This window comes from Micromonospora sp. NPDC007220 (genome assembly GCF_040634035.1).
Classification (GTDB): domain Bacteria; phylum Actinomycetota; class Actinomycetes; order Mycobacteriales; family Micromonosporaceae; genus Micromonospora; species Micromonospora reichwaldensis.
This window is the reverse complement of the sequence record NZ_JBEYEU010000001.1, coordinates 162418-185536: the sequence shown is the minus strand read 5'-3', so window position 1 is coordinate 185536 and position 23119 is coordinate 162418. Positions and strand designations below refer to the sequence as shown.

Here is a 23119-nt window from a genome sequence, read left to right as displayed (position 1 = left end):
TCGGGGCCACCGGCTCCTGCCGACACCGGCCATGCCCCCATTGTGCCCGTGGCCTCGTCCGCGCCACGTCCACGCGCCCGACCCGCCCCACCCCACCGCCCCCACCCCCACCGCCCCCCGCCCCGCCGGGCCCCGCCCGAAGGGCCGATCATGCAGTTGTGGGGCCTGACGAATCGGGTCGAACGTCATCGATCGCCCACCACAAGTGCATGATCGACGAGGCGGGAGGCGGGGGCGGGGGGCGCGCGTACGGGGATCGGCTTGGCACCCGCACGGGTGGCGGTGGAGGATACGGGGGTGTCAGCGGAGGCGGGGCCCGCGGCGACCGGGGGCCGAGACGAGCACGTCCGGCGCGTCCGGCTCCCCGCAGACCGGCGTACGCCGGCCGCGGCCCGGGCCCTCGTGCGGTCCGTCCTCACCGAGGCCCACCTGGACCAACTGGCCAACGAGGCCATGCTGCTCACCACCGAACTCTCCACCAACGCGGTGGAGCACGCCCGCACCGAACTGGACGTCGAGGTGGTCGCCGACCCGGTCGGGATCACCGTCACCGTGTCCGATTTCGCCGCCGGCCCGGTGGAGGAGCTGACCGTCGGGGTCCGCAACGACGCCACCGACATCGACGAGGTCTCCGAGCGCGGCCGGGGGCTGCTGCTGGTCGACCACTTCGCCAGCCGCTGGGGCACCACCTACCTGCCCACCGGCAAGGGGGTGTGGTTCCGGTTGGACCTGCCCGGTCCGGCCACGGGCACCCGGCACGCGCGGGTACCCGCCGCGGCGTCCGCCGGAGGCGGCGCACCGGCGACCCCGGAGAGCTCCGCGCCGAGCGCCGGGGCCATGAGCGAGCTGATGCAGACCACCCCCGACCCGTACGCCGAGGATCCGCTGCCCGACTTCGCGACCAGCCTGCTCACCCGGGTGGCGGAGATGGTCGGCGCGGCGGGCGGGGTCGTGCGGCTGGACCGGGGGGACGGGCAGGGCACCCAGGTGCTGGCCCGGTACGGCCGCCAGCCCCGGCCCGGCAACGAGCTGCTCCGGGTGGCGCTGGCCGTGCACCGGCCGTACACCGGTGAACTGGTGCTGGACGCGGCACCGTCGGCGTACGCGCGACCGCTGGCCGTGCTGATGGCCGAGCGGCTCTCGCTGCACCTGGAGAACGACCGGCTGCGCCGGGCGGACGTCCGCCGGCAGGCCTGGCTGACCTTCCTCGCCGAGGCTAGCGAGCTGCTCGCGCAGTCGCTGGACGTCGAGTTGACCATGGCGCTCGTCCCCCAGCTCGTGGTGCCCCGGCTCGGGCAGTGGTGCGCGGTCCACACGACCGACGAGTGGGGCCGGCTCCGCCTCGCGGCGGCCAGCCACGCCGACGAGTCGGTGCTGCCCCAGCTGCACCAGGTGCTCGCGGAGACCGGCCCGGACTCGGTCCAGGCCCGGCTGCGCGAGGCGTCCCGCAACGGCACCCAGGTGCCGCTCGGCGCGCCGATGGAGGGCTTCGCCGTCCCGTTGATCGCGCGGGGTCAGCGGCTGGGCACCCTGGCCGTCGGCCGGCACCAGCGACACCGGCACGACCCGGACGAGGTCGCCGTGCTGGAGGACGTCGCCCGGCGGTCGGCGCTGGCGATCGAGAACGCCCGGATCCACGCCGAGCGCCGGCGCGTCGCGCACACCCTCCAGCAGTCGCTGCTGCCGCCGGTGCTGCCCGTGGTCGAGAGCATCGGCTTCGCCGCCGAGTACGTCCCGACCGGCGGCGACGTCGACGTCGGCGGCGACTTCTACGACGTGGTGCCCCTGCCGGACGGGCGCTGGCTGGTGGTGATCGGCGACGTCTCGGGCAAGGGGGTGCAGGCGGCGACGGTCACCGGCCTGGTCCGCGACGTCATCCGGGTGCTGGTGGGCGACGGCAAGCCGCTGCCGGAGGCGCTGGCCCGGGTCAACGAGACGCTGCTCGAGCGGGGCGGCGGGCGCTACTGCACGCTGGCCCTGGCGGCGGTCGGCCCCGGCGACGGCGACCGGCTCGACGTGTCCCTGCACCTCGCCGGCCACGACCGGCCGGTGCTGCTGCCCGCCGGCGGCGGGGCGCGTTTCGTCGGCATCGGCGGCACCGCGCTCGGCCTGCTCGACTCGATCGCCTCCCCGACGGCCGAGGTGCCGCTCGCCCCGGGGGACTCGCTGGTCTTCTACACCGACGGGGTCACCGAGCGGCGGCGCGGCCGGGAGCTGTTCGGCACCGAGCGGCTGCGTGACGCCGCCGCCCCGCTGGCCGGCTACCCGGCCGACGTGATCGCGGCCCGGCTCCGCTCGACGGCGATCGGCTTCTCGGCCGAGGCGCCCCGCGACGACATCGCCATCCTGGTGCTCCGCAACGACGCGACCTGAGCAGCGGTCGCCGGGCCGGCACGGGTCGCGGCACCGTGCGGCGTCGACGGCCCGGCGCGCCGCGATCGGGTCGGACGTTCGCGGCGGCGGGCACCGGGACGGACGGCCGGTCGAGCAGGCGGACCAGCCGACGCCGCCGGAGGAGTTCGCTAGGTTGACCGCATGTCGAGCACCGTCCATGCATCCGCCGAGCGGCCGCCGCTGCTGCGCAGCGTCCTCGCCGCCCAGTCGGCGCTGACTGCCGCCTTCGTCGTCGTCCTCACGCTCTGGTTCGGCCGGATGGCCGCCGCCGGGGTCGGCCCCGAGGAGATGCGCAGCGGGGCGTACGACCCGAAGGACCTGGTGCCGTTCGGCCTGAGCGGAGCGAACCCCCTCACCTGGCTGTACGGCGCGGTGTCGCTGCTCTACCTCGCCGGCCTGGTCGCCGGGCCGCTGCTGGCGGTCCACGGCGTGGTCCTGCTGGCCCGGGACCGGTCGGCCATGTCCCGCCGCACGTGGCGGGTGCTGCTCGCCCTGACCGTCGGCGCGGTGGTCGTGGCCGCGAGCCGTTTCACGCCGGTCGGCGCCGACCTGCACCGATGGTGGTTGGACTGAACCGCGCGCGACCCCGGCCGCGCCGCCCTCCCGCCCCGCTCGCGCCGGGAGCTGGCCGGAGCGGTCAGAGGCCGCCCGGGAGGCGGCCCGGGGCGAGGCGGCGGTGGGGATCGAGGTGTTCCTTGGCCGCGCGCAGCCGGGCCAGCCCGGCCAGCTCGCCCCACAGGTCGACGGCCCGCCGGACGGCGGCCGGCGCGGAGACCACCACGCACCGGCCCTGCCGGGCGAGGAGCACGCCCCGGACGGCGGCCAGGATCGACGCCACCCGGTCGGGGGACATGGCAGCGGGCAGGGCCGCGTGCACCACGCCGAGGCCGGCGGAGCCGCGCACCGGGACGGGGCCGCCGGCGGCGTCCCGCAGCGCGTAGACGGCGGCGTGCAGGTCGGCGATCGGCACCTCGATGCGCAGCGCCGTGTCGCCCGGGCCGAACGGATAGCGCCGCCACCAATCGGGCGCGGCGTGGCTGGCGCCCGCGCCCGGGCCGAGGAGCGCGACGAGCCGGTCTGCGCGCTCGGCGACATCGGCCGGGCCGCCCTCCAGCAACACCACCAGCCGACCGGCGCCGGCCGGGCCGCCGCCGGCGCGCCCCGCCATGGACGGGTGCGCGGCCATCGCGGCGGCCCGGCTGCCCTGGCGCGGCCGGGGTCCCGCGCCGGCCGGCAGGTCCAGCTCGACCGCCGCCGGGTCGAGGCGCGCGGCGAGCACGGTGCGGACCAGGTCGTGCACCTCCAGCGGGGTCCACACCGGTCGGCTGACCCAGATCCGGCCGGCCGGGACGGCCTGCACCCGCAGGGTCGCGGAGACCAGCACGCCGAGCGCCCCCTGCGAGCCGCAGAGCAGCCGGGCCAGCTCCAGCCCGGCCGCGCCGCCCCCGGCGTCGACGAGCTCGCCGTCGCCGTCGAGGTAGCGCACCCGGACGAGCTGGTCGCAGGGGCTGCCGTGGCGGTGCCGCAGCGGTCCCGCCTCGCCGGCGGCGAGCACGCCGCCGAGGGTGGCCCCGGGCGAGGGGGCGTCGAGCGCCAGGCGCTGCCCGGTGCGGTCCAGAGTGGCCTGCACCGCGCGCAGCGGGGTGCCCGCCCCGACCTCGGTCGTGGGCGCGCCGACCGGCTCGTGCCCGATCCCGGCGAGCCGGCCGGTGTCGAGCATGATGTCGACCCGGTCGGGGGCGGCACCCCAGTCGATCTTCGTGCCGGCGCCGCGCGGCACCACCGTCAGGTCGTGCCGGGCGGCGAGCCGCAGCACCTCCGCCGCCGCGCGCGTGCCGCCCGGGACGGCCACCCAGCGGGCCGGGCGGCCGGCCACCTCGTCGGCGGGGCCGGCGAAGCGGGCGAACGGCGGGCCGCAGATCTCCGTCAACCGCCGCGTGATGTCGAGGGCTCCGGGCCGGTCGGTGGAACTCGCTGCAGCCGCCATGCCGGCCATCGTACACATGTTCGAAAGATGGGGCGGCGGGTCGCCGACGAGGCCGCGCGGCGGGCGGCGCGCGGCCGGTAACGTGGCGCCGTGACCACCGAGACCCCCGTGCCCACGGCGAAGCGGGTGCCCAGCGAGCGCACCCACCACGGCGACACCGTCGTCGACGAGTACGCCTGGCTCACCGGCAAGGACGACCCGGAGACGATCGCCTACCTGACCGCCGAGAACGCGTACACCGAGGCCCGGACGGCGCACCTCGAAGGGCTGCGCGCCGACCTGTTCGAGGAGATCCGCCGGCGCACCCAGGAGACCGACCTGTCGGTGCCCGGCCGCAAGGGCGGCTACTGGTACTACACCAGGACGGTCGAGGGCCAGCAGTACGGCGTGCAGTGCCGCCGGGCGGTCCGGGACGGCGAGACCGAGCCGCCGGTCAGCGCGGACGGCGCGCCGCTCGACGGCGAGGAGGTGCTGCTCGACGGCAACCTGCTCGCCGAGGGGCACGACTTCTTCGCGCTCGGCGCGTTCGACGTCAGCCCGGACGGGCGGTGGCTGGCCTACTCCACGGACTTCTCCGGCGACGAGCGGTTCACGCTGCGGGTCAAGGACCTGTCCACCGGCGAGCTGCTGCCCGACGAGGTGCCCGACACGTTCTACGGCACCGCCTGGTCCACCGACGCCTCCGTGCTGTTCTACGTGACGGTGGACGAGACGTGGCGCCCCAACCGGGTCTGGCGGCACACCCTGGGCACGGCGTCCACCGAGGACGTGGTGGTCTACCAGGAGGACGACGAGCGGTTCTGGGTCGGCGTGGAGCTGAGCCGCTCGGAGCGGTTCGTCCTCATCGACGTGCACAGCAAGATCACCAGCGAGGTGCTGGTGATCCCGGCCGGCAACCCGACCGGCGCGCCGGCCTCCGTGGCGCCCCGGCGGCAGGGCGTCGAATACACCGTCGAGCACCACGGGCACCGCTTCCTGATCCTGCACAACGACGGCGCGGAGGACTTCGCGCTGGCGTACACCTCGGCGGACGCGCCCGGTGACTGGGTGCCGCTCATCGAGCACTCGCCCGGCACCCGGCTGGAGGCGGTCGACGCCTTCGCCGACCACCTGGTCGTCTCGCTGCGCACCAACGGGCTGACCGGGCTGCGGGTGCTGCCCGTCGGCGGCGGCGACGCCTTCGACATCGACTTCCCGGAGCCGCTCTACAGCGTCGGCCTGCACGACAACCCGGAATACCGCACCGGGCAGATCCGGCTCCGCTACGCCTCGCTGGTCACCCCCGACTCGGTCTACGACTATGACCTGGTCACCCGGCAGATGGTGCTGCGCCGGCAGAAGCCGGTGAAGCCCGGGCCGGACGGGCGGGCGTACGACCCGGCCGACTACGAGCAGCACCGCGACTGGGCGCTCGCCGACGACGGGACCCGGGTGCCGGTCTCGCTGGTCTGCCGGGCCGGCACGCCGAAGGACGGCTCCGCCCCCTGCGTGATCTACGGCTACGGCTCGTACGAGGCGAGCATGGACCCGTGGTTCTCCGTCGCCCGGCTCTCCCTGCTGGACCGGGGCGTCATCTTCGCCGTCGCGCACACCCGGGGCGGCGGCGAGCTGGGCCGCAGCTGGTACGACCAGGGCAAGCTGCTGGCCAAGAAGAACACGTTCACCGACTTCGTGGCCTGCGCCCGGCACCTGGTCAAGGCGGGCTGGACGACCAGCGACCGGCTCGTGGCCCGGGGCGCCTCGGCCGGCGGGCTGCTGATGGGGGCGGTCGCCAACATCGCCCCGGACGCGTTCGCCGGGATCGTCGCGCAGGTGCCCTTCGTGGACGCGCTCACCTCGATCCTCGACCCGTCGCTGCCGCTGACCGTCACCGAGTGGGAGGAGTGGGGCAACCCGCTGGCCGACCCGGAGGTCTACGCCTACATGAAGTCCTACACGCCGTACGAGAACGTGCGGGCGGTGGACTATCCGGCGATCCTCGCGGTGACCAGCCTCAACGACACCCGGGTGCTCTACCACGAGCCGGCGAAGTGGATCGCCCGGCTGCGGGCGGTCGCCCCGCAGGGCGACTACCTGCTGAAGACCGAGATGGGCGCCGGCCACGGCGGTCCCAGCGGCCGTTACGACTCCTGGCGCGAGGAGGCGTTCGTCAACGCCTGGATCCTCGACCGCCTCGCCCGCGCCTGAACGGGGTCGGGGAGGGCCAGCACCGACGAGGGCCCTCCCCGACGCCCGCTCAGCGCAGGACGCCCGCCAGCACCGCCGGGTCGACGTTGCCGCCGGTGACCACGGCGACCGTACGGCCGGGCGGCAGCTCGGCGGCGCGGAACAGCCGGGCGGCCACCGCCACCGCGCCGCTCGGCTCCACCACCAGGCGGGCGTCGGAGACCAGCCGGCCCATCGCGGCGCGGATCTCCTCCTCGGTCACCGTGACGATGCGGTCGAGCCGGGCCCGCAGGTGCGCGAGGGTCAGCTCGGACGGCGGCAGGCGCAGCCCGTCGGCCATCGTCCGGTAGGTGCGCTCCTCGCCCCACGCCACCACCGACCCGGCCGCCAGCGACTCCCGCGCGTCGGCGGCGAGTTCCGGCTCGACGCCGATCACCGTCGCCGCCGGGCGCAGGGCGGTGACCGCGGTCGCGACGCCGGAGGAGAGCCCGCCGCCGCCCACGGGCACCAGCACCACGTCGACGTCGGGCAGGTCCTCGACGATCTCCAGCCCGACCGTGCCCTGCCCGGCGATGACACGCCGGTCGTCGAAGGGCGGCACCAGCACCGCACCCGTCGTCGCGGCGATCCGCTCCGCCTCCGGCCCGCGTTGCGGCGGCGGCACCAGCAGCACCTCGACGCCCAGCGCCCGGATCCGGTCCACCTTCGCGGCCGGGGCGCCCTCGGGCACCACGATCCGGCACGGCACGCCGGCCGCGCGGGCCGCGTACGCCAGGGCCAGGCCGTGGTTGCCGGAGGAGTGGGTGACCACCCCGCGCGCCCGCTCCTCAGGCGTCAGCCGGGCGACCGCGTGGGTCGCGCCGCGCAGCTTGAACGACCCCACCGGTTGCAGGCTCTCCGGCTTGAGCCACAGCTCCGGGTCCCATCCGGTGCGCAGCAGCGGGGTACGCGACACGATGCCCACGATGTCGGCGGCGGCGTTTCGGACGTCGTCGATCGAGACCAGCTCCATCGGCCCATCCTGCCCGATCGCGCGGCCGATCAGTCGAGGCAGAACTCGTTGCCCTCGGGATCGGCCATCACGATGTGGCCGGCGCCGAGCGGGGGTTCGGGCTCGTGGCGCCGGAGCCGGGTGGCGCCGCGGGACACGAGCCGCTCGGCCTCGGCCTCCAGGGCCGCCATCCGCGCGTCACCCTCCAGCCCGGGGGCGGCCCGCACGTCGAGGTGTACGCGGTTCTTGGCCTGCTTGCCCTCCGGTACCCGTTGGAAGAACAGCCGCGGCCGGGCGCCCTCAGGGTCGACCAACCCCGAGGCGTCGTTGCGGTTCTCGGGCGGCACGCCCATCGCCTCCAGTGCCTGCTCCCACGTCTCGAAGCCGCCGGGCGGGGCCTGCAACTGGTAGCCGAGGACATCGGCCCAGAACGTTGCCAACCCGGCCGGGTCGGCGCAGTCGAAAGTGATCTGGACGTCGCGCGCCATCTCAGCTCGCCTCCTGTCGGGTCTGCCCATGAGTGTGCAGGTGGAGGTCGCGCAGCAGGCACACTTCGGACAGATGGTGGATCATCTCGCGGTTGATGTGCAGCACCAGCTCCGCCAGGGAACGCTCGGCGTACGGGCCCTCGGCCTCCCCGCAGCGCCGGGCGAGGCCGCTCTCGCCGAGGGACTCGACCCCGGTCTGCCACGCGGCGTACTCGGTGTCGAGCTGGTCGAGCGCCTCGGTCGCGGTCGGGGCGTACTCGAACGACTGGTAGTCGGTGGGCGGGCGGCCGAAGTGCGTGGCGTTGCGTACGGCGAGCACGCCGACGATCACGTGCCCGAGTCGCCAGGCGATCGTCGTGAACGGTGCCGGGTCGGGTGTCGGCATCGCGAAGTCGATGGTCATCGCGCCGGCCCCCGCCTGCACCGGCGCGGCGCTGGTGCCGCGCGGGCGCACGTTCCAGCAGCCGGGTGCCGGCTCCCAGAAGTACTCGTCGTCGGTGAGTCCGTCGAGGCGGTCGCGCAACTGGTTGGCCCAGTGCCAGGCGAGCTGGTCACGGAGCAGGGGGTTCCAGGTCTGGTCGGTCATGGCCCCAGCCTCCCGTGGATAGCGGACAGGATCGTTCCGTAATCCATGCAACGATGAGCCGGTGACCGTGGAAGCGACGACCGAGCGGGTGCTGCGCCTGCTGGCGCTGTTGCAGCGACGGCCGTCCTGGACCGCCACCGAGCTGGCCGCCGAGCTGGGGGTCACCGACCGCTGCGTACGCCGCGACGTGGAGCGGCTGCGCGCGATCGGCTACCCCGTGCACGCGACGGCGGGCGTCGGCGGCGGCTACCAGCTCGGCGCGGGCACCCGGCTGCCGCCGCTGCTCCTCGACGACGAGGAGGCGATCGCGACGGCGGTCTCCCTGCGGCTGGCCTCGGGAGGCACGGTCACCGGGTCGGGCGAGGCGGCCCTGCGGGCCCTCACGAAGCTCGACCAGGTGATGCCGGCCCGGCTGCGCGCCGAGGTGCGGGCCGTGCACGGCGCCACCGAGACCCTCGTCGGCCCGGCGGTCGAGATCGACGCGGAGCTGCTGGTGACGCTCGCGCGGGCCTGCCGCGACGCCGTGCGGGTCCGGTTCCGGTACGCCGGCCGCGACGGCGGGGAGCACGAGCGCACGGTCGAGCCGGTGCGGATGGTCACGACCGGCCGCCGCTGGTACCTCATGGCCTGGGACGTCGACCGCGCCGACTGGCGCACCTTCCGGCTGGACCGGATGCGCGAGGTGGCGGCGACGACCTGGCGCTTCCACGCGAGGGAGCATCCGGATCCGGTCGCCTACGTGCAGCGGTCCGTGACCGGGGCGCCGTACCGCTATCTCGCCCGGGTGCGGTTGCGCGCCCACCCCGACCAGGTGCGGAAGCTGGTGCCGCCCCAGGTGGGGCGCGTCGAGGACGATCGCGACGGGTGGTGCGTGCTCGCCATCGGCGGGGACGACCTGGACTGGCTGGCCATGCACGCGGCCCGGCTGGGCTTCGAGGCGGAGGTGCTGGAGCCTCCGGAGCTGCGGGAGTCCGTCGTCGTGCTCGCCCGCCGCCTCGCGGCGATGGCCGGCACCGGCTGACCCGCCCGCCGCCGCACGGCGATGGCCAGGACCGCCGGCCCCGCAGCACCTAGACTGCCCGGGTGACCGGGGCCGGCGAGGTGGACGACGACGAGCCGGCCGAGGGCGTACCGGCGTCGGGGTGGCGGGCGGCGGCGCGCGACCGGCGCGTCTGGGCGATCCTCGCGGTGGTCGCGTTCCTGCTGGTGTGCTGCTGTTCCGCCGCCGCCGGGACACTGCTCGCGCTCTCCGCCGGCCTGTTCGCCGCCTGACGCGGCACCGGGGCCGTCCCGCGCCCGGCTCAGGTCACCCGCAGTTCCTCGACGGCCGTGCTCGCGCGCAGGAAGAGCAGGCCGACGCCGACCGTCGCCAGCACCCCCGCCAGGGCGCCGGCCCCGAGCAGGGCCAGCTGTTCCAGCGGTACGTCGGGCGGCACGGTCACGTCCGGCATCGCCACGACCCGGGTGTGGCGCGCCCGGGTGGCGGGGTCGGCGCAGAGCTGCGCGGTGGCGTCGCAGACCTCGTTGTAGTGCTCTGCGGTCGGCGTGCGGAACAGCCCCCGGGCCAGCAGCAGGCCCACGGCCAGCGCGACGGCCACCGCCGGCACGGCGGGGGCCAGCGACTGCCAGGCGATGGACCGGCCGAGCGTGGGCCGGGGCACCCCGGTCGCCACCAGGGCCGCGTACGCGCGCCGCCGGGCGGTGATCCCCTCCACCATCGCGACGACCAGCCCACCGGCGGCGACCAGCATGGCCACCGCCACCGCCAGGTCCACCAGGTCCATGGTCCGCAGGTAGAAGCCGTCGTTGCCGGCCAGTCCGCCACCGGTCCGGCGGCTCAGCTCGCCCGCCGCGACGAAGTACTCCCGCAGCCCGGCCGCGCCCGCGCCGAGGAGCACCGCGGCCAGCAGGGCGGCGAAGGTGCGGCTGCCCGCCCACGGGTCGGCCGTCAACCGGCGGGCGGCGAGCAGCGCGGCCGGCCCTCGGGCATAGCGGTGCAGCATCCGCCCGACCGTCCAGGAGATCCAGCCGGTGCCGACGACCACCCCGATCATCGCGGCCAGCCCGCCGCTGACCAGCAGCGCCGGCACCAGCCAGGACGGCGGGTCGGTGTCGCGCCGGTCGTAGAGGCGGGTGACCGGTTCGACGGCGACGAAGGCGGCCAGCCCGGCGCCGATGAGGACGCCCGCCCAGGGTCGGGGGCCGCGTTCCCGGCGGTGCGTACGCAGCACGCCGAACGGGGTCGTGCTCACCCGGCGCAGCATCAGCGCGGTGGCCAGTGCCGCCACGACCGGCAGCCCCGCCAGCACCGCCACCAGCACGCCGGGGGTGGGCAGCACGTCGGTGGGGAGGACGAGCCGGCCCTGGGCGTCGGGCCGGTCGAGCAGCTCCCGGCCGACGAAGTGGACCGACGCGCCGGCCAGCGTGCCGAGCAGGCACGCCAGGCCGGCCTCCAGCACGGCGATCCGGGTCACCTGGCCGGGGGTGGCGCCGGCCAGCCGGAACGCGGCCAGTCGGCGGTCCCGCGCCGGGGCGCCGAGCCGGGCGCACTGCCCGGCCAACGCCAGCACGGGAATCATGAGCAGCAGCAGGGCGAAGGCCGTGCCGCCGCGCAGCCCCGGCTCGACGAGCAGCTGGTTGGCGTACTGGTGGGACCAACGGCTGCCGTTGCCGTTGCCGTCGGTGGCGGGCGGGGTGGGGATGGCCAGCACGGTGAACGCGGCGAGGGCGACGAGGGTGGCCAGGGCGGCGCTGAGCGCGGTCAGCGCCACCCGGGCGGTGTCGGTGCGGGTGCCGGCCAGGGCGAGGCGTACCAGCGTCGACGGTCTCACCGGCGGCTGCCCGGCAGCGGGGTGTCGAGGCCGAGCCCGGTGTGGTCGACCATGCCGTCGCGGAGGATGACCTCGCGGTCGGCGTACGCGGCGATCTGCGGCTCGTGGGTGACCAGGACGACCGACGTCCGCTGCTCGCGGGCGAGCCGGACCAGTTGGATGAGCACCTGCTCGCCGGTGAGCGTGTCCAGCGCGCCGGTCGGCTCGTCGGCGAAGAGCACCCGGGGCTCGGTGACCAGCGCCCGTGCCATCGCGCAGCGCTGCTGCTGCCCGCCGGACATCTCGCCCGGCCGGACGTCGGCCAGGTCGGCCACGCCGAGCCGGTCCATCCAGGACAGCGCCGCCGTCCGCGCCTCCCGCCGCCGGGTGCCGGCGAGGAGCAGCGGAAGGGCGACGTTCTCGGCGGCGGTCAGTTCGGCGACGAGCTGGCCGAACTGGAAGAGCACCCCGAACTCGGTGCGCCGCAGCCTGGATCGTGCCGCCTCGGACCAGGTGTCGATCCGGTGCCCGTTCCAGCTCACCTCGCCGGCGTCCGGACGCAGGATGCCGGCGAGGCAGTGCAGGAGGGTGGACTTGCCGCAGCCGCTCGGGCCGGTGACGGCGACGATCTCCCCCTCGGCGACGTCGACGGTGACGCCGCGCAGCGCGGGTGTCCGTCCGTAGGCCTTGACCACGCCGCGAGCCTGAAGTTGCGTCACGAGTGCACCTCCCGGTGCCAGTCGGCGACGCGGCCCAGGGTGGTCTGCAACCACCGCAGGTCGGCGTCGAGATGGGCGATGGCGAAGTCGGCCGCGACGATGTCGTCGAGGCTGGCCGAGGGCGCCGTCTTCACCGCGGTCAGCTCGCGCAGCCGCTCGGTGTGGGCCTGCCGCTGGGCGACGAGGTAGGTCCGGGCCCGCTCCGCGTCGGCCACCAGCAGCGCCACGACCACCTTGGCGAAGAGCGTGCTGGTGACGTACGGCATCGGTGGCTCGACCTCGGCGAGCCACCGCTGGAGCGCGGCCCGGCCGTCGGCGGTCAGCGAGTACGCGGTGCGGTCGGGACCGCCTTCGCGTTCCTGCCCAGCGGGTGCCACCAGGCCGTCCCGCTGCAACCGGCCGAGGGTCGAGTAGACCTGCCCGAAGGCCAGCGGCTTGACGCGGGGCAGGCGCTCGTCGTGGGCGCGCTTCAGCTCGTAGCCGTGCCGGTTGCCGGCGGCCAGCAGGCCCAGCAACACGTGCGGTGTGGACACCGCGTCACTATTCACCCAGTGAATAGTGACTGTCAAGGAGGCCCGCGCGGCGGGGGTGCCGCGCGGGCCTGGTGGCGCTTCGAGGTCAGGCGCCCGCCGACCAGCCCGGGTCCCGGCCGGTCAGGGCGAGCAGACGGTCGATCTCCGGGGCGTCCGACGACGACGTCCCCACCGGCTCCCCGAAGACGCCCTGCTTCCGGGCCATCGGGCCCATCTGCTCGGTCAGGGCGTACAGCGGGGGCAGCGCCTCCGGCGCGGGGCGGAACGGCTGCCCGGTGGCGACGGCCAGGTCCCAGGCGTGCACCGTCAGGTCGAGCAGCACCATGGTGCCGACCGTCTCCTGCGGCAGCCCCATCCCGGGCGAGACGCCCTCCAGCGCGGCCGGGTCCGACCACGCCTCGACCAGTTTCGCGGTCTCCGCCTCGAACCGGTCCCGCCAGCCCTCGGCCAGGTGGTCGGGCTTCTCCGCCCACTCCGGTTGCCCCCTGCCGGCGAGGGCCTGGAAGTTGACCACCACGTCGTAGAGGTGGTTGAGCAGGTCGCGCACGGCGTAGTCGCTGCACGGGGTCGGCAGGTCCAGTTGGTCGTCCGAGACGCCCCGGACCACCGCGACGGCACGGGGTGCCGCGGCTGCGAGCAGATCACCAGTCTTCGTGGCCATCAGCTCAGGGTACGAGGGTGGCCCCGACGTCGCCGCCCCGCGCGAGGCCGGCTCAGTTGCGGCGGAGGGCCACCACGGCGACGTCGTCGTGGATCTCCGACGGAGCCAGCTCGACCAGGAGCCGTTCGCAGAACCGGTCCAGGTCGTCGTCGACCCGGGTGGCGGCCACGGCCAGGGCGGCCAGCCCGTCGTCGATGGTGTTGTCCCGCCGCTCGATCAGTCCGTCGGTGTAGAACACCAGCGTCGCCCCGGCCGGCAGCACGAACTCCAGGTCGGGCGGCCGGGGGGCGCGGACCCCGAGCAGCGGGGCCGAGTGCTGCACGAACTCCACCTTGCCGTCGAGGCTGAGCGCCGGCGGCAGGTGCCCGGCGCTGGCCAGCCGCACCCGGCCGCTGGGCGGGTGCAGCAGCAGCACGCAGATCGTGGCCAGCTCGTTGGGGAGCAGGGTGCGCATGAGTTCGTTGACCCGGTGCAGGATCTCGCCCGGCTGGTGCCCCTCCACCGCGTACGCCCGCACCGCGTGCCGCAGCTCGGCCATCACCGTCGCGGCGTGCAGCGAGTGCCCGGCCACGTCGCCGATCGCCAGCAGCAGGTGACCGTCGAGCATCACCAGCTCGTAGAAGTCGCCCCCCACCTCGGTCTGCGCGCTCGCCGGCTCGTAGCGCACGGCCAGGTCGAGCCCGTTGACCTGCGGTATCCGGCGGGGCAGCAGGCTGCGCTGGAGGGTGACCGCGATGCGGTGCTCCTCGTCGAAGGAGCGCTGCGCCTCCACGGCCGCCGCCACGGCCTGCGCGAGCTGCCGCAGCACGGGGGTGTGGGCGGTCTGCGTGGCGGTGGGCACGACGACGTAGAGCGGCGCCCGGTCCTCGCGCAGCCGGGTGGCGGCCACCGTGACCGTGTCGTCCGCCGGCCAGTCGACCAGGCCCCAGGCGGCCGGATCGTCCACCCGGACCGTCGTCCCGGTCGGCACCCCGGTGTCGTCGACGACCCACGGGACGATCGTGGCCGTGCCGTCGGGGCCGTCCGCGGTCCCGGCGAGACAGTCGCCGTCGAACGTCTCGGCGATCACGGCGGCCGGGCTCCTGAAGATCTGCGCGGCCCCGGCCGCCGCCGCCTCCAGCAGCCGCGCGAAGTTCGGCGCGGAGTGCACCGCCACGGTGGTGTCGGCCAGGCCGAGGAGCCGTTCGGCGAGCAGTTCCGCGCGCTGTCGGGCCCGGTAGTAACGCAGCACCGCGTGGGAGGTGGCGACCAGTTCCTCCGGCTCGATCGGCTCCGCCAGGTACGCGTCCGCGCCCCGGGTGAGCCCCTGCGCCCGGTCCACCACATCCACCGCGTGCGCGGACACGTGGATCACCGGCATCGCCGGATGCGCCGCCTTGATCCGCTCGCAGACCTCGAAGCCGTTCAGGTCCGGCAGCCGCACGTCGAGCACCACGAGGTCGATCGGGTCCACCCCGACCCGGGCCAGCGCCTCGGCGCCGTTCTCGGCCTCCAGCACCGCGAAGCCCGCCCGGGAGAGCCAGCTCACCAGGAGGTAGCGCTTGGTGGGGCTGTCGTCGACCACCAGGACCGTCGCCGGGCCGCCCTCCACGTCACGCTCCTCCCACGGGCAGGGTGACGGTGAACGTGCTGCCCCGGCCCGGCTCGCTGGACACCACGAGGCTGCCGCCGAGCAGGGTCACCAGCCGTCGGGCGTACGGCAGGCCGAGGCCCGTGCCGCCGACCCGGGTCGCGCCGGGCACCTGGTAGAACTCCTCGAAGATCCGCTCGTGCAGCTCCGGGGGGATGCCCGCGCCGGTGTCGGAGACGATGAGCGACCAGCGCTCGTCCCGCCGCTCCGCCCGCAGCCGGACCTCCCCGCGCTCGGTGAACTTGAGCCCGTTGTGCAGCAGGTTGCGCAGGACCTGGGCGAGCAGCACCTCGTCCGTACGCAGCGTCGCCGGAACGGGCGGCTCCTCCACCACCAGCTCCACGTCGGGCCGGGTGGCCAGGGCCCGTAGCGTGCCGCGCAACTGGCCGAAGACCGGCCGCAGGTCGACCTCGGTCCAGTCGGGCTCGATCCGGCCCGACTCGGCCTTGGCCAGGTCGAGCAGCTCGTTGACGAGCGTGAGGAGGTCGCCCGCCGAGGAACGGATCAGCCCGACCTGGCGGGCCTGCTCGGCCGTGAGCGGGTCGGAGGCGGAGTCGCCGAGCAGCCGGCCCAGGCCCATGATCGCGGTGACCGGCGCCCGCAGCTCGTGGCTGACGTTCGCCAGGAAGCGGCTCTTCGACTCGCTGGCCGCGCGCAGCTGGGCGGACTTCTCGTCGAGCTCGGCGTAGAGGGCCACCACCCCGCGGTTGGTCTCCTCCAGCTCCTCGGTGAGCTGGTTGTAGAGCGCCATCACCCCGCGGTTGGTCTCCTCCAGTTCCTCGTTCAGGACGGCCAGCTCGTCGCGCTGGCTGCGTACCTCGTCGAGGGCGGCGATCAGTTGGGCGTTCTGGGCGGTCAGCTCGTCCAGGGCGCTGCCCGGGGCGTTCCGGTCGAGCTCGGAGCGCAGCTCGGCGAGACGCTCGGGGGTCAGCACCTCTGCGGTGACCGGGACACGTCGGGACATCCTCACGACCGTAACCCCCTCCCCGGTCACCACGCCCAACTTGTCCACCAACCGCGCCACCGCGCCGGACTGCGGCTCGTACCGCCCGCCGGGCAGCGGGCGCACCGGGACGAGGTCCACCCGCAGGTGACGCCTGCCGTCGACGGCGTCGTCGACGAGGACGAATGCCACCTCCGCCCCGCCGACCGAGTGCAGCAGGTCCCGGGCGACCTCGCTGAGCGCCGTGGCGATGCGTACCTGGTCCTGGTGCTCCAGGCCCACCACGGCGGCGACCTCACGGCCCCGCTGCCGGACGACGAAGATGTCGTGTTCGACCCGCAGCGCCATCGTCAGCAGCGGCGCCCCGGTGGGTCCGGTCACGACCATGCCCGGACGGCCAGGACGCAGGCGTCGTCGCGGCGCGTGCCGGCGTCACGCAGCACCGTCGCGGCCACCACCAGGGGCGACCGGTCGGCGAGACCGGGATAGTCGGCGAACTGCCAGCGGTCGACCACCCCGTCACTGTGCATGACCAGCAGGGCGTCGGCCTCGAAGGGGTAGTCGTACTGCCGGACCGAGGGGCGCTGGTGCCCGGCGATGCCGGGCAGCGAGACCAGACCCCGCCGCTTGCCGTCGGCGCCGATCACGGCGGCGGAGATGTTGCCCAGCCCCGAGTAGCGCAGCACCCCGGCCGACGGGTCCGGCTCGGCCACGGCCAGCGCCGCGCCCCGGGTGTGCGACATCGAGCGGTGCAGGTGGGCGACGACCGCCGACGGCGCCCCCACCGGCGCCTTGCGGAACGCGTCGAGCGCGGCGTCGGTGGCGGCGGAGGCGAGCGGCCCGTGTCCCAGGCCGTCGCAGACCAGCACCTGGCGCCGGCCCTCGACGATCCGCCACGCGTACCCGTCGCCACTGACCGACTCCCCGGCCAGCGGCCGGCTGAGCGCGCCGACCCAGGGCCGCTCGTGCCCGCCGTCGGGCTTCGGCCAGACCTGTACGGCGAGGACCGTGCCGCGCTCCGGCCGGGAGTAGCCGTCGAACCAGCTGGCCTGTCGGACGATCGCGCCGAGGCCGATGCCGAGGGTCCCGACGGTGGAGTGCCCGTCCTGCGAGGAGGCGGTGAGGTCGGCCATTCCCGGCCCGGTGTCGAGGGCGACCAGCTCCACGCCGGCCTCCCCGTCGCGCCGGACCGGCCGCAGCAGCAGGACACCGTCGTCGGCGTGCTTGACCAGGTTGCTGGTCAGCTCGGCGGCGACGATGGCCAGGTCGGCGGTGCGGGCGGCGCTCAGGTCGAGCTGGGCGCCGAGCCGTTCGGCGGCGCGGCGCACCGTGCTGGCCGCGCTGCCGTTCTCGACCCGGTACCAGACTCCACGGTCGGGGACCGCGTCGTCGTTCATCGGGACCATTTGGTGACCGTGATCCGGGTTCCCTCACCCGGGGCGGTCTGGATGTCGAACTCGTCGACCAGCCGGCGTGCGCCGCTGAGCCCGAGGCCGAGCCCGCCGCCGGTGGTGTAGCCGTCGGTCAGCGCCAGGTCGAGGTCGGCGATGCCCGGGCCGGAGTCGGCGAAGACGATCCGCACGCCCCGCCGCCGGCCGTTGTCCACCGTGGCCACCTCGACCGAGCCGCCGCCGCCGTACACCAGGGTGTTGCGGGCCAGTTCGCTCGCCGCGGTGACGACCTTGGTCTGGTCGACCAGCGAGAGCTTGACCGCCACCGACACCGTACGCACCAACTGCCGGACGCGTACCACGTCCTCGTCGCTGCGGATCGCCTGCGCCTGCGGCTGGCCCAGGTCGACTCCGGCGGTCATGACAACGCCGTCGTCTCGGCGTCCGGTTCGTCGTCGAACGCGAGCTCGTGCTCGTCGGCGTGGGCCGCCGCGATCAGCTCCATGCCCCGCTCGACGTTGAGCGCCGTCCGGATGCCGTTGAGCGACAGGCCCAGCTCGACCAGGGTGATGGCCACGGCGGGACGCATCCCGACCACGACCGTCTCCGCGTCGAGCACCTTGGAGATCGACGCGATGGTCGACAGCATCCGCCCGACGAAGGAGTCGACGATGTCCAGGGCGGTGATGTCGATGATCACGCCGTGGCAGCCGGTGGCGACGATCCGCTCCGCGAGGTCCTCCTGGAGCTGGACGGCCGTCTGGTCGGACATGTCGACCTGGATGGAGACCAGCAGGATGTCGCCGATCTTGAGGATCGGCACCCGTTCCATCAGGCCTCCCGGCGCTGGCGGCGGCCGGTCTCGACCCCGGTGAGCCGGAGCACGTGCCGCAGCGCGTCGGCGAGGCTGGCCTTGGTGGCGATGTCACCGAACTCGATGCCCAGGGCCACGATGGTCTGCGCGATCTGCGGCCGGATGCCGGAGATGATGCAGTCGGCGCCCATCAGCCGGGCGGCCACCACGGTCTTGAGGATGTGCTGGGCGACCTGGGTGTCCACCGCAGGCACGCCGGTGATGTCGATGATCGCGTAGGGCGAGCCGGTGTCGACCAGGGTCTGGAGCAGCCGCTCCATCACCACCTGGGCCCGGGCCGAGTCGAGGGTGCCGACCAGCGGCACGGCGACCACGCCCTCCCAGAGCTTCACCACCGGGGTGGACAGCTCCAACAGCTGCTCCGCCTGGTCGGCGATGAGGCTCTCGCGGGTGCGCACGAAGCTCTCGAAGGTGAACAGGCCCATCTGGTCGATCAGGCCGGAGAAGGCGACGTAGTCGCGGAGCGTGTCGGCGCCGCCCTCGGCCTCCATCAGCTCCAGCAGCACCTCCTTGAGCGAGAACACGCTGACCGCGGTCTCGGAGGCGGAGAAGCCCTGCCGGGCGCGCCCCCGGGACAGCTCGGAGAGCACGGCGCGCAGCTCGGTGGCCTGCTCGGAGTCGAGGTCGACAGCCCCCTGCTCACTGGCAGTGATCATGCTAGAGTGCAGCTCCTGCATCTGCCGGCGCAGTTCGCCCTGACTGAGTCGCCCGCGCAGTGACCCCGCGGCGATCTCCGTCCAGCGCTGCATGATCCGCTCGGCGTGACCGGTCAGCAGACCGGCCAGCCGGCCGCTTTCCTCGGCGCTCAACGCCATGGTGAACCCCCTTCGACCTCGACGGCGGACTCTATCACCGGGGGTCGCAGCGCTACTTGTCGCAGGGCAAACGAATGAGGACGGCCACCGGATACCGCCTCCCGTTCTGCGTACCACCCCGATCGTGGGATACCGTTTCCCCGATAACAGGAGGTCTGGCGAATGTCCTTGACGGTGCACACGGAACAGCGCGGCGACGTGGTCGTCGTATCGGTCGCGGGCGAGCTGGACATGGCGACCGCACCGCAGCTTCAGGACCAGATCACCGACCTGCTCGACAAGGGCCGCAGCCGGCTCGTCTTCGACCTGGCGAACGTCTCGTTCTGCGACTCCACGGGGCTGTCGGTGTTCGTCCGGGCCAAGAACAGCTGCGACGAGGCCGGCGGCGTGGTGCGACTGGCCGCCCCGCAGCGCGGCGTGCTCCGCATCCTCGAGGTGAGCGGCCTCGTCGAGGTGCTGCACACCTACCCGACGGTCGACCAGGCCGTGGCCGGCGACCCCACGCCGGCCACCTCCTGACGGCCCCTCCTCACGCCTCGTCCTCGATGTGCCGGGGACGGGCGATCACCATGCCCGCGCCGGTCTGCACGGCGAGTGCCGCCAGCAGGAACCCGATCGGGACGGTCCACCCGCCGGTCGTCCCGTAGAGGATGCCCACCAGCAGTGGCCCCAGCGCGGCGATGAGGTAGCCGACGCTCTGGCTGAACGCGGAGAGCGCCACCGTCCCCTCGGTGGTCCGGGCCCGCAGCCCGATGGTGGCCAGGATCATCGGGAAGGCGCTCTGCCCGATCGCGAGCAGCACCACCCAGAGCAGCGCCCCGTCGTGCGGCGCGACGGCCATCCCGACGTAGGCGAGGGCCATCGCGGCGGAGAGCGTCAGCACCAGCGGGTGCAGGGTGCGCAGCCGCCCGGCCAGGGTCGGCATCAGCAGGGCGATCGGCACGCCCAGCGCCGTCACCCCGGCGAGCAGCAGGCCGGCGTCCTGCGGCCGGTAGCCGGCGTCGCGGAAGAGCTGGGCCAGCCAACCCATGATCGCGTAGGCGCCCAGCGACTGCGTCCCGAAGTAGACCGCCATCGCCCAGCCGAGCCGGGTCCGCCCCGGCCGGATCCGGCGGGGACGGGGCGCCACCGCCGCCGGGGTCGCCGCCCGTCGGGCCGCACGCGCCCGCAGCGCCAGCGGCACCCACGGGAGTACGGCCACCAGGGCCAGCCCGGCCCACACGGCGAGCCCGGCCCGCCAGGTGCCGAAGAGGTGCGCCACCGGCACCGCCGCCGCGGCGGCCACCGTCGCGCCCACCGTCAACGTCATCGAGTACGCCCCGGTGACCAGTCCGATGCGGTGCGGGAAGTACTGCTTGACCAGCAGCGGGAGCAGGACGTTCGCCACCGCGATCCCGGCCAGCGCGAGGGCGCTGCCGGCGATGAAGACCAGCGCGGAGTCCGTGCCGACCCGGACGAGCTGCCCGGCGGCGAGGATCAGCATCGCCACCACCAGCACCCGGGCCGGGGAGTTCCGGCGGACCAGCCGGGGGGTGAGTGACCCGAAGACGGCGAAGGCCACCGCGGGCAGGGTGGTCACGACCCCGGCCAGCGCCCCGGAGAGGGCCAGGCCGCCGCGTACCTCGTCGAGCAGGGCGCCGAGGCTGGTGATCGCGGCCCGCAGGTTGAGCGCCACGAGCAGCATGCCGACGAGCACGAGCAGCCCACCGGCGACCGGTCCGGCCGGCTTGGGGGTGGCGCCGACGGGACCGGCGGCAGGGGCCGTCGCATCCGTCGGTGCGGGCACGTCGTCCGGCCCGGCGATCGCCTCCCGCACGGAACGCGGTGAGGTTCCGGCGTCGACGGCTGCGGTGGTTGGCGGGGTCATGTGTCCGAACCTACAATCATGGGATGAATTTCAGGCAGGTGTTGTAACCAGTGCCACCGTCGGTTGATTCCGCCGCCGCGCCGCCCAGGGGCCACCGGGTGCGGCAGACCATCGCCCAGCTCAGGGAGCGGATCCTCGGCGGCGAGTGGCCGGTCGGCGGGCGGATCCCCACCGAGCCGCAGCTGGTCGCGGCGCTCGGCGTGGGCCGCAACACGGTCCGCGAGGCGGTGCGGGCGCTGGTGCACGCCGGGGTGCTGGAGTGCCGGCAGGGCTCCGGGACGTACGTGGTGTCGACCGACGAGCTGGCCCCGGTGGTGGCCCGCCGACTCACCGCCGACCGGATGGCCGAGGTGGTCGAGGTGCGCCGCGCCTTCGAGGTGGAGGCCGCCCGGCTCGCCGCGTTGAGGCGTACGGCCGAGGACCTGGCGGTCCTGGACGGCGCGCTCGCCGCCCGCGAGGCGGCCTGGCGCGACGGCCGGTTCGACGAGTTCGTGGCGGCCGACGCGGCGCTGCACACCGCCGTGGTCGCGGCGGCGCACAACGGCATGCTCGCCGAGCTGTACGCCTCGGTCGGGGCCGCGCTGCACAGCACGATCGCCCAGTCGATGGGCGGCGCGCTGGAGCCGGAACGCTACGTCGACCACTCCCGGCTGGTCGAGGCGATCCGGGCCGGCGACCCGGGCCGCGCGGCGATCGAGGCCGGCGCTTTTCTGGAGCCCTCGCCCGGGGCATAGGTTGTGCCGGACGGAAGACCGGACACCTCGGGAGTACGGATGCTCAAGGGCTTCAAAGACTTCATCATGCGCGGCAACGTCGTCGACCTGGCGGTCGGTGTCGTCATCGGCGCCGCGTTCACGGGCGTGGTCACCCAGCTCACCAAGTCGTTCCTGGAACCGCTGATCCGGGTCTTCGTGCTGCTCATCACGGGCAGCGACAAGGGCCTGGCCGGCACTGCCCCGATGTTCCGCGGCATCGCCTTCGACTGGATCGCGTTCGTGAACGCGCTGATCACGTTCCTGCTCACCGCGGGGGCGCTCTACTTCCTGGTCGTCTACCCGATGAACAAGCTGGCCGAGCGGCGCAAGCGGGGCGAGGAGCCGCCGCCGAAGGCGCCGAGCGAGGAGGTCCGGCTGCTCACCGAGATCCGTGACGCCCTGGTCGCCGCCGGCCACACCACCCCCGGGCAGCGGCGCGGCGCGCTCGACGAGGTACTCGGCCGCCGGGAGGAACCGCCCACCGGGCGCTGAACCCGACGCACGCACATCGGCCCCTGCGGGAATCCCGCAGGGGCCACACATTTTCGTACGCCTGTTCGATAGAGTCCCGCCATGGAGCAGCGGAAGCACTGGTGGAACGGGAAATGGGGCCGGCTGGCCCGGCGCGACGTCTTCCTCCGGGTGGACGCGGACCGGTGGCACGTCGAGCAGCGCGCCGGCGGCTCCGAGGGCGTCTCCCGGTTCTACGAGTACGGCACCGCCGAGGAGGCCGAGGAGACGGTCCGGGCGCTGCTCCAGGGCACCGACACGTGGCGCGAACTCTCCCCCCGCCCTCCAACGTCCTGGTGAGGGACCCCGCCCGAGATCTTGGACGGTTGGCGTTCGGCCCGAGCGACAACTGTCCAAGATCTCGACGATGGTTTAGCCGGAGCGGGGGCCGGGAACCGCCCCGGGATGGAGCAGCAGGGCACCGAGCGGCAGGCGACAGTTTCCCGGGTCACCACGGGCATGCGGGTGATCGACGTCGACGGCACCGAGTTCGGCACCGTCGACCTGGTCCAGCGGGGTGATCCCAACGCGGTGACAGTGCAGGCGCCGACCGCCGACCCGGGCAGCAGCCTGGACGAGCTGATCGAGTCGACGGCCGTCGAGGAGCCGGACGTGCCGGCCGACCTGGCGGCCCGGCTGCTGCACAGCGGCTACCTGAAGGTCTCCACCGACCTGGTCCGCACCGGCGCGGTCTACGTGCTCGCCGAGCAGATCGCCGCCGTCACCGACGACCAGGTACGCCTCGACGTCCCGGCCCGCGACCTGCCGCCCGAGGAGTGAGCGACGCACCGCCGCAGCGTGCCCGCCCGAACGCACTACCGGGGAGCGCCCGTCCAGCGCGGCACAGCGTCAGCACCGGACACATCCGCCGCACGCTGTCGAGCTGATGTCGTAGACGATTCAAACTCACGCGCTGCCGGCCCGAAGCGGGCTGCCGGACCTGCGGGTGCCGAACGACAGGTTCCGAAACGCCGGATTCCGGTCGCCGAGCCACGTGCC

At 74.5% G+C, this 23119-nt stretch carries 25 protein-coding genes; 10 read left to right on the top strand and 15 right to left on the bottom strand.

What is annotated here, in order from left to right:
• Positions 1–297 precede the first annotated feature (297 nt).
• On the top strand, positions 298–2373 hold the full coding sequence (locus ABZ573_RS00945) for a SpoIIE family protein phosphatase (RefSeq protein WP_358114426.1): 2076 nt from the start codon (positions 298–300) through the stop codon (positions 2371–2373).
• A 162-nt stretch (positions 2374–2535) separates the two neighbouring features.
• A complete protein-coding gene (locus ABZ573_RS00940) occupies positions 2536–2967 on the top strand; it encodes a hypothetical protein (protein ID WP_358114424.1) in 432 nt (143 codons plus the stop codon).
• Between the two features lie 64 nt (positions 2968–3031).
• On the opposite strand, the gene ABZ573_RS00935 is transcribed toward ABZ573_RS00940, so the two are convergent.
• Positions 3032–4381, bottom strand: coding sequence for an FAD-binding oxidoreductase (locus ABZ573_RS00935; protein ID WP_358114421.1), 1350 nt, complete (start codon positions 4379–4381; stop codon positions 3032–3034).
• Between the two features lie 90 nt (positions 4382–4471).
• Between ABZ573_RS00935 and ABZ573_RS00930 the strand changes: the two genes are divergently transcribed.
• Positions 4472–6568: a S9 family peptidase gene (locus tag ABZ573_RS00930; protein ID WP_151452607.1), complete on the top strand. Its 2097-nt coding sequence runs from the start codon at positions 4472–4474 to the stop codon at positions 6566–6568.
• 49 nt (positions 6569–6617) lie between these two features.
• Here the strand turns inward: ABZ573_RS00930 and ABZ573_RS00925 are convergent, their stop codons facing one another.
• The 3 genes from ABZ573_RS00925 to ABZ573_RS00915 are packed head-to-tail and all read right to left on the bottom strand — an operon-like array spanning position 6618 to position 8612.
• The gene (locus ABZ573_RS00925; RefSeq protein ID WP_327030231.1) at positions 6618–7559 is read right to left on the bottom strand and encodes a threonine/serine dehydratase; all 942 of its coding nucleotides are present in this window, start codon (positions 7557–7559) and stop codon (positions 6618–6620) included.
• 29 nt (positions 7560–7588) lie between these two features.
• The gene (locus ABZ573_RS00920; RefSeq protein WP_151452605.1) at positions 7589–8026 is read right to left on the bottom strand and encodes a VOC family protein; all 438 of its coding nucleotides are present in this window, start codon (positions 8024–8026) and stop codon (positions 7589–7591) included.
• 1 nt (position 8027) lies between these two features.
• On the bottom strand, positions 8028–8612 hold the full coding sequence (locus tag ABZ573_RS00915; protein WP_151452604.1) for a DinB family protein: 585 nt from the start codon (positions 8610–8612) through the stop codon (positions 8028–8030).
• Between the two features lie 61 nt (positions 8613–8673).
• Between ABZ573_RS00915 and ABZ573_RS00910 the strand changes: the two genes are divergently transcribed.
• Together ABZ573_RS00910 and ABZ573_RS00905 are read left to right on the top strand one after the other, a co-directional pair.
• Positions 8674–9633, top strand: a complete 960-nt coding sequence (locus ABZ573_RS00910; protein WP_327030230.1) for a YafY family protein — start codon at positions 8674–8676, stop codon at positions 9631–9633.
• 62 nt (positions 9634–9695) lie between these two features.
• Positions 9696–9884 carry a hypothetical protein gene (locus ABZ573_RS00905; protein WP_151452603.1) on the top strand — a complete coding sequence of 63 codons (189 nt, stop codon included), beginning with the start codon at positions 9696–9698 and terminating at the stop codon, positions 9882–9884.
• 29 nt (positions 9885–9913) lie between these two features.
• Here ABZ573_RS00905 and ABZ573_RS00900 read toward each other — a convergent pair whose 3' ends face one another.
• The 10 genes from ABZ573_RS00900 to ABZ573_RS00855 all read right to left on the bottom strand — a co-directional run bounded on the left by ABZ573_RS00900 (position 9914) and on the right by ABZ573_RS00855 (position 18988).
• Entirely contained in the window at positions 9914–11443 is a 1530-nt protein-coding gene (locus ABZ573_RS00900) for an FtsX-like permease family protein (RefSeq protein ID WP_358114415.1), read from the bottom strand.
• On the bottom strand, positions 11440–12141 hold the full coding sequence (locus ABZ573_RS00895; RefSeq protein WP_151452601.1) for an ABC transporter ATP-binding protein: 702 nt from the start codon (positions 12139–12141) through the stop codon (positions 11440–11442). The genes ABZ573_RS00900 and ABZ573_RS00895 overlap by 4 nt, the downstream gene beginning before the upstream one ends.
• Positions 12138–12674: a PadR family transcriptional regulator gene (locus tag ABZ573_RS00890; RefSeq protein WP_358114412.1), complete on the bottom strand. Its 537-nt coding sequence runs from the start codon at positions 12672–12674 to the stop codon at positions 12138–12140. Before ABZ573_RS00890 ends, ABZ573_RS00895 begins: the two co-directional genes overlap by 4 nt.
• Before the next feature lie 85 nt (positions 12675–12759).
• Positions 12760–13335: a TIGR03086 family metal-binding protein gene (locus ABZ573_RS00885; RefSeq protein ID WP_151452599.1), complete on the bottom strand. Its 576-nt coding sequence runs from the start codon at positions 13333–13335 to the stop codon at positions 12760–12762.
• A gap of 52 nt (positions 13336–13387) precedes the next feature.
• On the bottom strand, positions 13388–14926 hold the full coding sequence (locus ABZ573_RS00880; protein WP_151452598.1) for a SpoIIE family protein phosphatase: 1539 nt from the start codon (positions 14924–14926) through the stop codon (positions 13388–13390).
• Between the two features lies 1 nt (position 14927).
• On the bottom strand, positions 14928–16295 hold the full coding sequence (locus ABZ573_RS00875; protein WP_151452597.1) for a sensor histidine kinase: 1368 nt from the start codon (positions 16293–16295) through the stop codon (positions 14928–14930).
• The gene (locus ABZ573_RS00870) at positions 16286–17314 is read right to left on the bottom strand and encodes a SpoIIE family protein phosphatase (protein ID WP_358114407.1); all 1029 of its coding nucleotides are present in this window, start codon (positions 17312–17314) and stop codon (positions 16286–16288) included. The genes ABZ573_RS00875 and ABZ573_RS00870 overlap by 10 nt, the downstream gene beginning before the upstream one ends.
• On the bottom strand, positions 17302–17721 hold the full coding sequence (locus ABZ573_RS00865; protein ID WP_151452596.1) for an ATP-binding protein: 420 nt from the start codon (positions 17719–17721) through the stop codon (positions 17302–17304). The genes ABZ573_RS00870 and ABZ573_RS00865 overlap by 13 nt, the downstream gene beginning before the upstream one ends.
• On the bottom strand, positions 17718–18131 hold the full coding sequence (locus tag ABZ573_RS00860; protein ID WP_101413704.1) for an STAS domain-containing protein: 414 nt from the start codon (positions 18129–18131) through the stop codon (positions 17718–17720). Before ABZ573_RS00860 ends, ABZ573_RS00865 begins: the two co-directional genes overlap by 4 nt.
• A complete protein-coding gene (locus tag ABZ573_RS00855; protein WP_151452595.1) occupies positions 18131–18988 on the bottom strand; it encodes an STAS domain-containing protein in 858 nt (285 codons plus the stop codon). The genes ABZ573_RS00860 and ABZ573_RS00855 overlap by 1 nt, the downstream gene beginning before the upstream one ends.
• A gap of 162 nt (positions 18989–19150) precedes the next feature.
• Here ABZ573_RS00855 and ABZ573_RS00850 point away from each other — a divergent pair, with 162 nt between their 5' ends.
• The gene (locus ABZ573_RS00850) at positions 19151–19507 is read left to right on the top strand and encodes an STAS domain-containing protein (protein ID WP_091624489.1); all 357 of its coding nucleotides are present in this window, start codon (positions 19151–19153) and stop codon (positions 19505–19507) included.
• Positions 19508–19517: 10 nt separating this feature from the next.
• Here ABZ573_RS00850 and ABZ573_RS00845 read toward each other — a convergent pair whose 3' ends face one another.
• Complete coding sequence (locus tag ABZ573_RS00845; protein WP_358114402.1) at positions 19518–20855, bottom strand: MFS transporter; 1338 nt, start codon at positions 20853–20855, stop codon at positions 19518–19520.
• A gap of 50 nt (positions 20856–20905) precedes the next feature.
• On the opposite strand from ABZ573_RS00845, the gene ABZ573_RS00840 reads away from it, so the two are divergent.
• The 4 genes from ABZ573_RS00840 to ABZ573_RS00825 all read left to right on the top strand — a co-directional run bounded on the left by ABZ573_RS00840 (position 20906) and on the right by ABZ573_RS00825 (position 22900).
• Positions 20906–21589, top strand: coding sequence for a FadR/GntR family transcriptional regulator (locus ABZ573_RS00840; protein ID WP_151452593.1), 684 nt, complete (start codon positions 20906–20908; stop codon positions 21587–21589).
• Positions 21590–21628: 39 nt separating this feature from the next.
• Positions 21629–22102, top strand: a complete 474-nt coding sequence (mscL, locus tag ABZ573_RS00835; protein ID WP_311412197.1) for a large conductance mechanosensitive channel protein MscL — start codon at positions 21629–21631, stop codon at positions 22100–22102.
• 81 nt (positions 22103–22183) lie between these two features.
• On the top strand, positions 22184–22420 hold the full coding sequence (locus tag ABZ573_RS00830) for a hypothetical protein (RefSeq protein WP_151452591.1): 237 nt from the start codon (positions 22184–22186) through the stop codon (positions 22418–22420).
• A gap of 105 nt (positions 22421–22525) precedes the next feature.
• Positions 22526–22900 carry a hypothetical protein gene (locus tag ABZ573_RS00825; protein ID WP_132232266.1) on the top strand — a complete coding sequence of 125 codons (375 nt, stop codon included), beginning with the start codon at positions 22526–22528 and terminating at the stop codon, positions 22898–22900.
• The last annotated feature ends 219 nt before the right edge of the window (positions 22901–23119 follow it).

Bases quoted from the DNA above. Each gene is read 5' to 3' on its own strand.
- ABZ573_RS00940 (WP_358114424.1), top strand. From the start codon at position 2,536: ATGTCGAGCACCGTCCATGCATCCGCCGAGCGGCCGCCGCTGCTGCGC.
- ABZ573_RS00935 (WP_358114421.1), bottom strand. From the start codon at position 4,381: ATGGCGGCTGCAGCGAGTTCCACCGACCGGCCCGGAGCCCTCGACATC.
- ABZ573_RS00925 (WP_327030231.1), bottom strand. From the start codon at position 7,559: ATGGAGCTGGTCTCGATCGACGACGTCCGAAACGCCGCCGCCGACATC.
- ABZ573_RS00920 (WP_151452605.1), bottom strand. From the start codon at position 8,026: ATGGCGCGCGACGTCCAGATCACTTTCGACTGCGCCGACCCGGCCGGG.
- ABZ573_RS00915 (WP_151452604.1), bottom strand. From the start codon at position 8,612: ATGACCGACCAGACCTGGAACCCCCTGCTCCGTGACCAGCTCGCCTGG.
- ABZ573_RS00885 (WP_151452599.1), bottom strand. From the start codon at position 13,335: ATGGCCACGAAGACTGGTGATCTGCTCGCAGCCGCGGCACCCCGTGCC.
- ABZ573_RS00875 (WP_151452597.1), bottom strand. From the start codon at position 16,295: ATGGTCGTGACCGGACCCACCGGGGCGCCGCTGCTGACGATGGCGCTG.
- ABZ573_RS00870 (WP_358114407.1), bottom strand. From the start codon at position 17,314: ATGGTCCCGATGAACGACGACGCGGTCCCCGACCGTGGAGTCTGGTAC.
- ABZ573_RS00865 (WP_151452596.1), bottom strand. From the start codon at position 17,721: ATGACCGCCGGAGTCGACCTGGGCCAGCCGCAGGCGCAGGCGATCCGC.
- ABZ573_RS00860 (WP_101413704.1), bottom strand. From the start codon at position 18,131: ATGGAACGGGTGCCGATCCTCAAGATCGGCGACATCCTGCTGGTCTCC.
- ABZ573_RS00855 (WP_151452595.1), bottom strand. From the start codon at position 18,988: ATGGCGTTGAGCGCCGAGGAAAGCGGCCGGCTGGCCGGTCTGCTGACC.
- ABZ573_RS00850 (WP_091624489.1), top strand. From the start codon at position 19,151: ATGTCCTTGACGGTGCACACGGAACAGCGCGGCGACGTGGTCGTCGTA.
- ABZ573_RS00845 (WP_358114402.1), bottom strand. From the start codon at position 20,855: ATGACCCCGCCAACCACCGCAGCCGTCGACGCCGGAACCTCACCGCGT.
- mscL (WP_311412197.1), top strand. From the start codon at position 21,629: ATGCTCAAGGGCTTCAAAGACTTCATCATGCGCGGCAACGTCGTCGAC.
- ABZ573_RS00830 (WP_151452591.1), top strand. From the start codon at position 22,184: ATGGAGCAGCGGAAGCACTGGTGGAACGGGAAATGGGGCCGGCTGGCC.
- ABZ573_RS00825 (WP_132232266.1), top strand. From the start codon at position 22,526: ATGGAGCAGCAGGGCACCGAGCGGCAGGCGACAGTTTCCCGGGTCACC.